12 protein-coding genes are annotated in these 12,105 nt (G+C 72.7%); 7 read left to right on the forward strand and 5 right to left on the reverse strand.

What is annotated here, in order from left to right:
- Positions 1–12: 12 nt before the first annotated feature.
- Positions 13–1,236: an ROK family transcriptional regulator gene (locus F8568_RS29565; protein ID WP_151596973.1), complete on the reverse strand. Its 1,224-nt coding sequence runs from the start codon at positions 1,234–1,236 to the stop codon at positions 13–15.
- 252 nt (positions 1,237–1,488) lie between these two features.
- On the opposite strand from F8568_RS29565, the gene F8568_RS29570 reads away from it, so the two are divergent.
- The 7 genes from F8568_RS29570 to F8568_RS29600 all read left to right on the forward strand — a co-directional run bounded on the left by F8568_RS29570 (position 1,489) and on the right by F8568_RS29600 (position 8,772).
- Positions 1,489–2,760: an extracellular solute-binding protein gene (locus F8568_RS29570; protein ID WP_151596974.1), complete on the forward strand. Its 1,272-nt coding sequence runs from the start codon at positions 1,489–1,491 to the stop codon at positions 2,758–2,760.
- A gap of 126 nt (positions 2,761–2,886) precedes the next feature.
- A complete protein-coding gene (locus tag F8568_RS29575) occupies positions 2,887–3,858 on the forward strand; it encodes a carbohydrate ABC transporter permease (RefSeq protein WP_151596975.1) in 972 nt (323 codons plus the stop codon).
- A complete protein-coding gene (locus F8568_RS29580; RefSeq protein ID WP_151596976.1) occupies positions 3,855–4,745 on the forward strand; it encodes a carbohydrate ABC transporter permease in 891 nt (296 codons plus the stop codon). The genes F8568_RS29575 and F8568_RS29580 overlap by 4 nt, the downstream gene beginning before the upstream one ends.
- Positions 4,742–6,199 carry a glycoside hydrolase family 3 protein gene (locus F8568_RS29585; RefSeq protein WP_328601076.1) on the forward strand — a complete coding sequence of 486 codons (1,458 nt, stop codon included), beginning with the start codon at positions 4,742–4,744 and terminating at the stop codon, positions 6,197–6,199. The genes F8568_RS29580 and F8568_RS29585 overlap by 4 nt, the downstream gene beginning before the upstream one ends.
- Positions 6,200–6,419: 220 nt before the next feature.
- Positions 6,420–6,884, forward strand: coding sequence for an RrF2 family transcriptional regulator (locus tag F8568_RS29590; RefSeq protein WP_151596977.1), 465 nt, complete (start codon positions 6,420–6,422; stop codon positions 6,882–6,884).
- Positions 6,885–6,896: 12 nt separating this feature from the next.
- Positions 6,897–7,685: a DNA-formamidopyrimidine glycosylase family protein gene (locus F8568_RS29595; RefSeq protein ID WP_151596978.1), complete on the forward strand. Its 789-nt coding sequence runs from the start codon at positions 6,897–6,899 to the stop codon at positions 7,683–7,685.
- Positions 7,686–7,887: 202 nt separating this feature from the next.
- Positions 7,888–8,772 (forward strand): LysR family transcriptional regulator, encoded by an 885-nt coding sequence (locus tag F8568_RS29600; protein WP_151596979.1) that lies wholly within the window; start codon positions 7,888–7,890, stop codon positions 8,770–8,772.
- A 127-nt stretch (positions 8,773–8,899) separates the two neighbouring features.
- Here the strand turns inward: F8568_RS29600 and F8568_RS29605 are convergent, their stop codons facing one another.
- From F8568_RS29605 to F8568_RS29620, 4 genes are all read right to left on the reverse strand, one after another.
- Entirely contained in the window at positions 8,900–9,367 is a 468-nt protein-coding gene (locus tag F8568_RS29605; protein WP_151596980.1) for a Dps family protein, read from the reverse strand.
- A gap of 154 nt (positions 9,368–9,521) precedes the next feature.
- Entirely contained in the window at positions 9,522–9,875 is a 354-nt protein-coding gene (locus tag F8568_RS29610) for a helix-turn-helix domain-containing protein (RefSeq protein ID WP_151538353.1), read from the reverse strand.
- A 111-nt stretch (positions 9,876–9,986) separates the two neighbouring features.
- On the reverse strand, positions 9,987–11,285 hold the full coding sequence (locus F8568_RS29615; RefSeq protein ID WP_328601077.1) for a CinA family nicotinamide mononucleotide deamidase-related protein: 1,299 nt from the start codon (positions 11,283–11,285) through the stop codon (positions 9,987–9,989).
- A gap of 518 nt (positions 11,286–11,803) precedes the next feature.
- Positions 11,804–12,082, reverse strand: a complete 279-nt coding sequence (locus F8568_RS29620) for a DUF1990 family protein (RefSeq protein ID WP_151596981.1) — start codon at positions 12,080–12,082, stop codon at positions 11,804–11,806.
- Positions 12,083–12,105: the final 23 nt, after the last annotated feature.

Here is a 12,105-nt window from a genome sequence, read left to right on the forward strand (position 1 = left end):
CCCCCGGCGGGGTCAGCCCTCGCCCGCCGAGAAGACCTCGTCGCGGGCCTGCTCCAGGGCGGCGTGCAGGGCGCCGCGCAGCACCGGGTTGCCCTCCACCTCGGTCACCGCGACGGTGGGGCGGGTCGGGCTGATCCGCCCGACGGCCCGTTCGATGCGGGTGGCGAGCGGTGCGCCGCCGGCCCGCCCGAGGCTGCCCGACAGTACCACCAGGCCCGGGTCCAGGACGATGTTGACCGAGGTCACGCCGTAGGAGAACCGGTCGGCGAGCTCGTCCAGGAACGCGCCGCCCCGGGACTCGTCGGCCGCCGCCGCGCGGACGCACTCCACCGCGGTCGGCTCGGTGATGCCGTGCTCGTGGGCGAGGGCGCGGACCCCGTCCGCGCCGACCAGGGCGCCGTAGCCGCCGGCGAGGGTCGGGATCCCCCACGAGGTCGACTCGGTGACGCCGCCCTCCTCCTCGGGGACGCGCCGGGCGGTGCTGAGCGGCAGCGGCGCCCCGGGGACGGGCAGGTACCCGATCTCGCCCGCGCCGCCGGACCTGCCGCGGTGCAGCCGGCCGCCGAGCATCACCGAGAGGCCCATGCCGCGGTCGAACCACATCAGCGCGAAGTCCTCGGCGTCGCGGGCGGCGCCGTAGGCGCGCTCGGCGATCGCGGCGAGGTTCACGTCGTTCTCGATCGTCACGGGCCGGCGCAGGTCGGTGCGCAGGGCGGCGAGGACGCCCTCGTGCCAGGCGGGAAGGTCGAAGGCGAACTGGACGTCGCCGGAGCGCGGGTCGACGACGCCGGGGGTGCCGATGACGAAGGCGCTCAACCGGTCGAGCGCGACCTTGGCGGAGCGGCACGCCTTGACGACCGCGTTGTGGATCATCTTGACGGGCTCGTCAGCGCCGTTCGGGTCGACGGTAACCTGGGCGACCATGCGTCCGGTGATGTCGGCGACGCCCGCGGTGACACCGTCCGGCCCCACCTCCAGACCCGCGACGTAGGCGCTCGACGGCACCACGGCGTACAGGGCGGCGTTCGGCCCGCGGCCGCCGGCCTGCTCCCCGACGACCGCCACCAGACCGCGCTCCTCGAGCCGGGACAGCAGTTGGGAGGCGGTGACCTTGGAGAGCCCGGTGTGCTCGCCGATCTGCGCGCGCGTCAGCGGGCCGCGCTCGACGAGCAGGTCCAGCGCCGCGCGGTCGTTCAGCTCACGCAGCAGCCGCGGCGTTCCCGGGCGTCTGGCCATGCTGGTACCCCTCGATGTCTCAATCCGCTAACGGGCGGTTTTGTTTAGGAAAGTTTCTTGTTAGTTTACCCGCAAGCGCCGACCGATCCCTCATCCGGGGAGGGGCGTGCAGAGCGCCGACTGGCGAGCAGGGCGCCCGCGAGCGACGCGACGGCGAGCGGGGCATGTCCCGGACCCTAAAGGGTCGGGACGTGCTCCACTCGCACCGCAGGCCACCAGGCCCCGCGAGGCGATGCCGGAAAGGAACCCCCAGTGAAGTACATCAAGGTTGCGGCCACGGCGGCCGTGATCGCCCTGGCCGCCACGGCCTGCGGCGGCGGAGACGACAAGAAGGACGACTCCGGCGCGGGCAAGGACCCGGCGCAGCTCAAGGTCTGGATGATGGGCGACGGGACCACCGAGCAGACGAACTTCCTCAAGGGCGTCGAGACCGAGTTCAAGCAGAAGCACCCGAACACGGCCGTCCAGATCAAGTACGTGCCGTGGCCGCAGGTCGCCACCACCTTCCAGAAGGCCGCCGCCGGCGGCGAGGGCCCGGACGTGACCGAGCTCGGCAACACCGACGTCCAGTCGCACATCGAGCAGGGCAACCTCGCCGACGTCACCGACGAGATGTCCGGCTGGGCGGACTCCAAGACCCTCAACAAGACCGCCATCGCCAACGACCAGGCGGACGGCAAGACCTACGCCGTGCCGTGGTACGGCGGCGTCCGCGCCATCTGGTACCGCAAGGACTGGTTCGACGAGCTGAAGATTCAGCCGCCGGCGAACTGGGCGGACCTGGTCGCCGCGGCCAAGAAGATCCAGGACGCCAAGAAGGTGCCCGGCATCGGCGCCCCGAGCGACCAGACCAACGCCCTGGTCAGCTTCATCTGGGGCAACGGCGGCGAGGTCGCGGTCAAGGACGGCGGCAAGTGGACCGGCAAGCTCGACCAGCCGCAGGCGGTCGAGGCCGTGAACTTCTACGCCGGCCTCGTCAACAAGGAGAAGGTCGCGCCGGAGAAGTACGTCGGCAAGAACGAGCTGGACGGCCCGCAGCGCGACTTCGCGCTCGGCAAGCTCGGCATGTACATCGACGGCAGCTGGGCGCTGGCGCAGATGAAGAAGATCTCGCCCAAGGACGCGAGCAAGTGGGCGGTCTTCCCGATCCCGGCCAAGACGGGCGGGAACGCGCCGGTCATGGCGGGCGGCTCCGACCTCGCCGTCTGGAAGGACAGCAAGGCCAAGAAGGCCGCGTTCGACTACATCACGATCCTCAACAACGCCGCGAACGCCAAGAAGTGGGCCGACATCAGCGGCTTCTCCTCGATGCGGTCGGACGTCCAGTTCTCCGACCCGGCGCTCGCGCCGTTCACGAAGATCGCGACCAACACCAAGTTCACCCCGATCAGCGCCGGCTGGGGCGACTTCGAGCAGTCCAAGAAGGTGCTGCCGAACGCGGTGAAGGCGATCATGCAGGGCAAGTCGGCCGACGACGAGATGAAGAAGGCCAACGAGCAGGCCAACGAGCTGCTCAACCAGTAGCCGGGCCGTTCGTCCCGTAGCACCGGGCATCCGGCGGGCCCGCACCGCAGGTTCCCCCCGCGGACCCGCCGGATCCCGCCCCGCCGGGACCCGCATGCCACCCGTCCCCGCTGATCGGAAGCGTTCATGCTCGACACCGCTCCCGCGGTGCGCAGGCCGCCGGGCCGCAGACCGTCCGGCCGCGGGCGCCCGCGCCGCCGGCCCCGAATCGGGCCCTACCTGCTGATCGCGCCGACCGTCGTCGTGATCGCCGTGCTGATGTTCTGGCCGATGATCCAGATCGCGATCATGTCGTTCCAGAAGGTCGGCAACCGCCAGCTGCGCGGCGAGCCGGCCGAGTCGGTCGGCACCGAGAACTTCGACACCATCCTCAAGGACCCGCTCTTCTGGGCGGCCTTCCGGCACACCGTGCTGTTCGCGGTCGTCGCCGTCACCTTGACCATGCTGATCGGGACGCTCGTCGGGCTGCTGCTCAACAAGCTCGGCAAGCGGATGTCGAGCTTCGTCTCCGGCGGCGTGATGGTCGCCTGGGCGACCCCGCCGGTCACCGCCGCGATCATCTTCAGCTGGCTGTTCGGCTCGACCGGCGGCCTGGTCAACTGGTTCCTCGACAAGCTGCCGGACGCGCTGGTCGGCGGCGGCTGGAACGACTACAACTGGTTCTCCACGCCGCTGTCCACCTACACGGTGCTGACGGTCTGCGTCGTCTGGCAGGCATGCCCGTTCGTGGCGGTGTCGGTGCTCGCCGGCCTGAAGAGCGTCCCCCGCGAGCTGTACGAGGCGGCGCGGGTGGACGGCTCCGGCCCGTGGCGGACGTTCTGGAGCCTCACCTACCCGATGCTCAAGCCGATCTTCCTCGTCGTCCTGGTGATGTCGATCATCTGGGACTTCAAGGTGTTCACCCAGCTGTTCATCATGTCCGGGATGGCCAACCGCGACGCGTTCAACCTGTCGCTGTACGGCTACTCCGAGGCGTTCGGCGCGCTCAACCCCAAGCTCGGGATGGGCTCGGCCATCGCGGCGGTGCTCACGCTGATCCTGCTCGTCGTCACCGCGCTGTACGTGCGGGTCATGGTGCGTCAGGGGGAGACCCGATGAGCCAGGCGACCCTCAAGGCGCGGCGCCCCGCACGAGGCCGGCCGGCCGCGCGCAAGCGGGCCCGCAGGATCGGCCTGAACGGGCTCGGCCTGCTGGTGTTCGTGCTGGCGGTCTTCCCCGTCTTCTGGATGGCGTCCACCGCGTTCAAGCCGAACAGCGAGATCTTCAGCACCACGCCGAAGCCGCTGCCCGCGCACCCGACGCTGGCTCACTTCGACTTCGTCCTCAACGGCGGCATCGCGCAGGTGTCGTTCTGGACCTACTTCCGCAACAGCCTCGTGCTGGCCCTGATCACCGTCGTGGTGTCGAGCCTGCTGGCGCTGCTGGCCGCGACCGCCGTCGCGCGGTTCCGCTTCCGGTTCCGCACCACCTTCCTGATCATGCTGCTGGTGGTGCAGATGGTGCCGCTGGAGTCGCTGGTCATCCCGCTGTTCCTGGACCTCAAGCGGCTCGACATGCTGAACACGCTGCCGGGCCTCGCGGTCGTCTACATCGGGTTCGCGGTGCCGTTCGCGATCTGGATGCTGCGCGGCTTCGTCGCCGCCGTCCCGAAGGAGCTGGAGGAGGCCGCCGCGATCGACGGCGCCGGCCCGGTCCGCACCTTCTTCACCGTCATGCTCCCGCTCGTCGCGCCCGGCCTGGTCGCGACCAGCATCTTCTCGTTCATCACCGCGTGGAACGAGTTCATCTTCGCCTTCACGTTCCTGGACGACCAGGACAAGTACACCCTGCCGATCATGCTGCAGTTCTTCTTCGGCCGCAGCAGCACCGCCTGGGGGCCCATCATGGCAGCATCGACGCTGCTCACCATTCCCGTCATCGCCTTCTTCCTGCTCGTCCAGCGCCGCATGGTGTCCGGGCTGACCGCCGGGGCGGTGAAGGGGTGACCGCCGACGACATCGCGACCACCGGCGAGATCGCCCGGCTGGCGCGGGGCACCCTGCTGCCCTCCTTCCCGGGGGCGTCCGCGCCGCGGTGGCTGCTGGACGAGCTGGAGGCGGGGCTCGGCGGCGTGACGCTGTTCGCGCTGACCGGCAACGTGCCGAGCCCGGAATCCCTCGCCGCGCTGACCGCGCGGCTGCGCAAGGCGGGCGACCCGTTCATCAGCATCGACGAGGAGGGCGGCGACGTCACCCGGCTCGGCGGGCACGCCACCGGCAGCCCGTACCCGGGCAACGCCGCGCTCGGCGCGGTCGACGACCCGGAGCTGACCCGGCGGATCTACCGCTCGCTCGGCGCGGAGCTCGCCGAGGTCGGCGTCAATCTCAACTTCGCCCCGTCGGTGGACGTCAACACCGCCGACGACAACCCGGTGATCGGCACCCGCTCGTTCGGCTCGGACCCCGGGCTCGTCGCCCGGCACGCGGCGGCGGCCGTGACCGGCACCCAGGAGGCGGGCGTCGCCGCCTGCTGCAAGCACTTCCCGGGGCACGGCGCGACCGTGGAGGACTCCCATCTCGGCGTCCCGATCGTCGACGCCGACCTGGAGCTGCTGGACCGCCGCGAGCTGGTCCCGTTCCGGGCGGCGATCGCGGCGGGCACCCGCGCGGTGATGACCGGGCACCTGAACCTGCCCGCGATCACCGGCGGGGTGCCGGCCACGCTGTCCCCCGCCGCGATCACCGGGCTGCTGCGCGAGCACCTCGGCTACCAGGGCGTGATCGTCACCGACGCGCTGGACATGCGGGGCGCGAGCGGCGCGATCGGCATCCCGGAGGCGTCGGTGCGGGCCCTGATCGCCGGCGCGGACCTGCTGTGCCTCGGCCCGAACGAGCACGCAGAGTCGCTCCGGGCGACCCTGGACGCGATCGAGGAGGCCGTCCGCACCGGCCGGCTGCCCGCCGCGCGGCTGCACGACGCGGCGGAGCGCACCCGGCGGCTGCGCGACTGGCTCGCCGGCCGCAGCCCCGCCGCGGTGGACCGCGCCGCCGGGCTGGAGGCGGCCCGCCGGGCGGTCCGGGTGACCGGGGCGCTGCCCGGCTGGACCGGGGCGCCGCTGGTCGTCGAGGTGGAGGCGACCGGCAACATCGCGGTGGGGCCGACGCCCTGGGGCCTGCACCCCTGGGCGCCCGACGCCGTCCGGGCCGCGGGGGCGCCCGGAGAGGCGGAAGGTGTCCTGGAACGTGCCACGGGGCGCGGTCTGGTGATCGTGCTGCGGGACGCCCACCGGAACGCGGCGCAGCGGGCGCTCACCACCGCCCTGCTCACCGCCCGCCCGGACGCCGTGGTCGTGGAGATGGGCCTGCCGGTCTGGCGCCCCGGCGCGGCCGTCTACGTTGCCACCTACGGCGCCGCCGCCGCCAACGCCCAAGCCGCCGCCGAACTCCTCGGCCTCTGCTGAATCGGCGCCGCCCTCAGCCGTCGCGATCGCGAGCGAAGCCAAGTTCGAGCGAAGCAAGAACTTGATCGCGCAGCGAGGCCCCTCAGGGCCGAGTCGGAGCGATGCAGCGATCGCACGCATCGCCCGTTGACGAGAAGGCGCTCCAGCGCCCGACCGCCGAGGGCGGTGCAAGCGGCACCGCAGCACCAGACCAGTCCGATCGGCAAGGGATAATACTTGCATGCGATTGTCCGCCCGGGTCGACTACGCCTTGCGTGCCGCCGCGGAGCTGGCGGTGGCCGGGAGTCACCCGGTGACCGCGGTCCAGCTCGCGGAGGCCCAGCAGATTCCGCCCAAATTCCTGGAGAACATCCTCGGCCAGCTGCGCCGCTCGGGGCTCGTCCGCAGCCAGCGCGGCCCTGAGGGCGGCTACTGGCTGGCGCGCCCGGCCGAGCAGATCTCCCTCGCCGACATCATCCGCGCCATCGACGGTCCGCTGCTCGGTGTGCGGGGCGAGCGCCCCGAGCACGTCGGCTACGAGGGGCCGGCCCGGTCCCTGCAGGAGGTGTGGATCGCGCTGCGCGCGAGCGAGCGCGCCATCCTGGAGCGAGTGACCCTCGCGCACATCGCCGCCGGCGAGCTGCCCGACGGCGTCCGCAAGCTCACCGAGGACCCGTCCGCCTGGGAGAGCCCCTCCTTCATCTAGCGGGTCGGGACCGTGCCGGAAGGGGACGTCGTCTGGCTGACCGCCCGGCGCCTGCACGAGGCGCTCGCCGGGCGGCCGCTGACCCGTGCCCAGTTCCGGGTGCCGCGCCTCGCCACCGCCGACCTGCGCGGCCGGACGGTCCTGGAGGTCGTCTCGCGCGGCAAGCACCTGCTCATCCGTGTCGAGGGCGGCCTGACGATCCACACGCATCTGCTCATGGAGGGCCGCTGGCTGATCCGGCCGGCGGGGCCGCCGCCGCGCGACCACCGGGTCCGGCTGGTGCTGGCGAACGCCGAACGGCAGGCGGTCGGGCAGTCGCTCGGGCTGGTCGAGCTGCTGCGCACCGCCGAGGAGGACGCGGCCGTCGGCCACCTCGGCCCGGACCTGCTCGACCCCGGCTGGGACGGTGATCTGGCGGCGCGGGCCGTCGCGCGGCTCGAGGAGCAGCCCGAGCGCGCGATCGGCGAGGCGCTGCTCGACCAGACGCGGCTCGCCGGGATCGGCAACGTCTACAAGGCCGAGATCCTGTTCCTGCGCGGCGTCCACCCGTGGACGCCCGTGGCCGGCGTCCGCGACCTCCCCGCTCTCGTGGAGCTCGCTCACCGGCTCCTGGACGCCAACAAGGAGCGGCACGGGCACATCACCACGGGAAACCTGGGGCGCGGCCAGGAGCACTGGGTGTACGGGCGCGCCGGGCGTCCGTGCCGCCGCTGCGGGACCCGGATCGAGCGCGCCTCCCAGGCGTCCGGGGTGGGCGACCGGACGGCCTTCTGGTGCCCCCGCTGCCAACCGGCCCGCTAGAACGAACACCGCCTGCCCGGCTGGGCAGCCGGTACGGCGTATCGGAGCGGTCGGCGCCCGTGCCGCGCCTCGAGGTCGCGGACGGGTCGCCGCCGGCGGCGGGTCGCCGGATCCTGCGCCCGCAGAAGCATCCTCCGATTGCGATCGTTCCAAGTCAATTCTCGGGTTTCCTTATCGATCTCCTAGGCCTACCTTGGGACGGGTGACCCTCGACGACCTCCGCGTGTTCGTGGCCGTCTGCGCGGCCGGCAACCTCAGCGCCGTCGCGCGCGACCTGTCGTGCAGCCAGTCCGCGGTCAGCCAGCACGTCAAGCGGCTCGAGCGGGAGACCGGGCTGGTGCTGCTGGAGCGGCGCCCGCGCGGTGTGCTGCCCACCCGCGCCGGCCGGATCCTCCACGAGGCCGCCACCGACGGCATCGCGGGGATCGACGCGGCGCTGCGGCACCTGGACGACCTGCGCCGCGGCGTCGGCGGCACGGTCCGGATCGCGACGGGCGCCACCACCGTCCGGCACTTCATGGCCGCCGGGGTGGCCGCGTTCCGGGCCCGCCATCCCGAGGCGGCGCTGCAGTTCGAGACCGCCGGGTCCAGCCGCCGCTGCCTGGAGACGGTGCGGGCGCACACCGCGGACCTCGCGTGGGTGACGATCGGGCCGCCGCTCGAGGGCGTCGAGCAGCGGGCGTCCTGCGAGCTGCCGTGGATGCTCGCCGTGCACGCCGATGACCCGCTGGCGGCCCGGGAGACGATCGCCCTCGGCGACCTCGGAGGCATCCGGCACATCGAGCTGCCCGCGCACTCCACGTCCCGCGTCCACCTGGAGACGCACCTCGAACGGCACGGGGTGCGGCTGGCCTCCACCACCAGCGTCGCCGACTGGGACACCGCGCTCCTGCTCGCCGAGCTCGGCCTCGGCCACGCGATCCTGCCGGCGCTGCCCGGCTGGGGCGGCGGCCGGGGAGAGGTGCGGCTGATCCCGATCCCGGACCTGCCGCCGCTCACCGCGGGCTGGGCGGCCCGGCGCTGGGACGCGCTGAGCCCGCTCGCCCTCGAGTTCGCCGACACCGTCCTGGAGCACCTGCGCCGCTGACCCCGCCATGTCCCTCAGGACGGAAAAGGCCCGGCCCCCCGGGAGAGGGGCCGGGCCTTGTCCCGCCGGATCCGGGGCCGCGCCGAGGATCGCGGCGGCGCGGCGCGGGATCCGCGATCTATGGCGATCAGGTCTGCGCCTGGAACATCCAGTGCTGCTTCTCGAGCTGGGCCGCGATGCCGATGAGCAGGTCCTGCGTGACGGGGTCCGACTCGTCGGTCGCGGCGATCCGCTCGCGGAACCGCGCGATGAGCTGCGCCAGCACGTCGGTCACCGCCGCCACGACCTTGTCGTCGGCCAGGTACCCGGCCTCCAGCTGCGGGATCTCGGTGCGGTCGGCGACCGTGCGGGCACGGCCGTCGGGGTTCAGGCCGATCGCGACGGCGCGTTCGGCGACGTCGTCCTGGCCGGCGCGGGCGAGGTTCACGACCTCGTCCAGGTGCTCGTGCACGACCTTGAAGTTACGGCCGGTCAGGTTCCAGTGCGCCTGCTTGGCCACGAGTGAGAGATCGATGAGGTCCACCAGGGCGCTCTGCAGCGCCTGCCCGGTGACCTTCAGTGCCTCGTCCGAAAGCGGGCTCTTGACGGCCGCCATGATGGGAGCTCCCTCCGCGTCGTTACGGGATTTCCGTTACAACGGGGGAGGCTTCCCCCCTATGCCGTGCCCATGCGTGAGACCGCGCACACCCGCGGCCCCGATCGGGCATGGACCCGGCGCCGCGGCGCGCACCGCGGGCCGGTGCCGGCGGCTAGGCGGCGACCATGTCGCCGCGGAACTCGCCGGTGATCTCCTCGGGGGTCTCCGGAATGCGCTCGGCGGGGATCCGCTCGTGCTCGGGCGCGCCCGCCATGACCGGCTCGTGCTGCAGCTCGGCGAGGGCCAGCGAGTCGGCCACCTCCCTGAGCACGTGCGACAGCGGAACGCCCAGCGCCTTGCAGATCGAGGAGAGCAGCTCGGAGGAGGCCTCCTTCTGCCCTCGTTCGACCTCGGACAGGTAGCCGAGGGAAACCCGCGCGGCCGCGGACACCTCACGGAGGGTGCGTCCCTGGCGCAGCCGCAGCTGCCGCAGTACGTCACCGAGCAGCTGGCGAAGCAGGACCATCGTCTCGCTCCCTCCCTCAGTTCGGACCATCTGCCGGTTCCACCGTACCCGGCTTGACGGTGGCCATGGCAGACCGTTGAATTCGTGTTCGCTCGGAACGTAACGCTGTAATCAGCCCCTAACTTCCCGATCTTCCCGAGCGTCCCCGGTCGCGACCTCGGCGTCAAGTCCCAGCAGCACACGTCTCAGCAGCTCAAGCGCGTGCACGACGGTCATCCTGCGGATCACCGCGCGGATCTCCGGGCCGGTGCCGGGCACGGGCAGTTTCGGCCTGACCACGGTGCGCGTATCCCCGGGTCCGGTCACGCCGATATAGACCGTTCCCACGGCGGCGCCGTCCTGCGGCTCGGGGCCCGCGACGCCCGTCACCGCGAGCCCGTACGTCGCGCCGAGGCGGTCCCGGACGCCGTCCGCCATCGCGGCGGCCACGTCCGGGTGGACGGCCCCGTGCTCGGCGAGCAGCACGTCGGGGACGCCGAGCAGGCGGTGCTTCAGCTCCGTCGCGTACGCCACCGCCCCGCCCGCGTACGTCGCCGACGACCCCGGCATCGCGGTCAGCTCCGCGCCGATGAGGCCGCCGGTCAGCGACTCGGCGACCGCGACGGTCGCGGACCGCTCGGCGAGCAGCCGGTGGACGACGCGGTCGAGCGACTCGTCCTCCACGCCGTAGACGACCGGGCCGAGCAGCTCGCGGACGCGCGCGTCGACCCGCTCGAGCCGGGCCGCGGCGTCCGCGCCGGCCACCGTGATCCGGACCTTGACCTCGGCCGGATCGGGCAGGTAGGCGAGCTTCACCCCGTCCATCGCCTCGACCTCGGCGAGCCGCGTCGCGACGACCGACTCCCAGATCCCGGCGGTGCGCAGGGTCCGGCGGGCGACCGCGGGCAGCCCGGCGCGCGCGGCCAGTTCCGGCAGCACCACCTCGTCCATGATCGTGCGCATCTCGAACGGGACGCCGGGCAGCGCGTACACGACCCCGCCGTCCAGCTCGACGCGCAGGCCGGGCGCGGTGCCGGCGGAGTTGCGCAGCAGGCCGGCGCCCTTCGGGACCTCGGCCATCCGGTACGCCATCGGCTGGAGCTCGCGGCCCGCCGCCTCGGCCCGCGCCCGCAGCCGCAGCTCGAGCTCCGGGTCGCGGACGAGCGCGACGCCGGCGGCCTCGGCGAGCGCGTCGCGGGTCACGTCGTCGTAGGTGGGGCCGAGCCCGCCGGTGGTGATGACCGCGTCGGCGCGCTCGAGCGCGGTCCGCACCGCGGCGACGATGACGTCCATCTCGTCGCCGACGACGACGCTGCGGGTCACCTCGACGCCGTGCTCGGCGAGCCGCCTGCCGAGCCAGGCCGCGTTCCCGTTGATGGTGTCGCCGAGGAGCAGCTCGTCCCCGACGGTGAGCAGTTCGACCCGCAGCACATCCGCCTCCCCGTCGCCGGTCCCCCGAATCTACCGGCGCGGGACGACGGTCCGCGCGGTGCGGCGCGGGCGGTTGCGGGCGACGGCGGCGCGGCGGGCCCGGTTGACCGCACCCGTGACCGAATCAGGACGAACCCCGCTTTGCTCGACTAACGCCCGATCGGCTGATCAGTCCCTGCATATCGCATTTCGTTCGCCGGCAAAAACGCGTGCCGCGTATTGTTTCACACACGCGCGCGGGCCCGCACACTGCACGCGAGTGGGAACGCGACCGGGGCGCGCATCGTCGCACCGCTCCGACCTGCGCCATCGCCCCCGCGGTCCACCATCGGCCAACCGCGGCGTCATTTTGTGAGTCAGAACTCATTTGCCATGTCGCGACCACTCCCCATTCACGGGGATAATTGCAGTGCGGCCGCCATGAACGAGGCTGCGGGGCACGACCGGGGTGGGCGTGCTCCCGCAGCCCGCATGGCGGCCGTGCTCGTCCCCGCCCGGTCGCGGGCCGCCCCCGGTGGTCAGGGACGCGCCAGGCGGCGCAGGACGGCCCCGCAGCGACGCGCGTACGCGCACTGGAGATCCACGCTCACGCCGGGTTCCGCGCGGGGGGCCGACGCCCGCACGCGCACGGGCAGCGCCCGGTGCATCCAGAACTCCATCAGCGCGTCCGAGGCGTTGCGCATGGCCGCCGGGCCCGCGCCGACGGGCGTCCGCACCCGCAGGTGCCGGTACCCCGCCGGCCGCTCGGCGTCCCAGGTGGCGCCGACGTCCGGATAGGTGAAGTCCTGCCCGCTCATCGGTGCGGCCTCCAAACCGACCA

Origin of the sequence: Actinomadura physcomitrii, assembly GCF_008923205.2 — a bacterium.
GTDB lineage: Bacteria > Actinomycetota > Actinomycetes > Streptosporangiales > Streptosporangiaceae > Spirillospora > Spirillospora physcomitrii.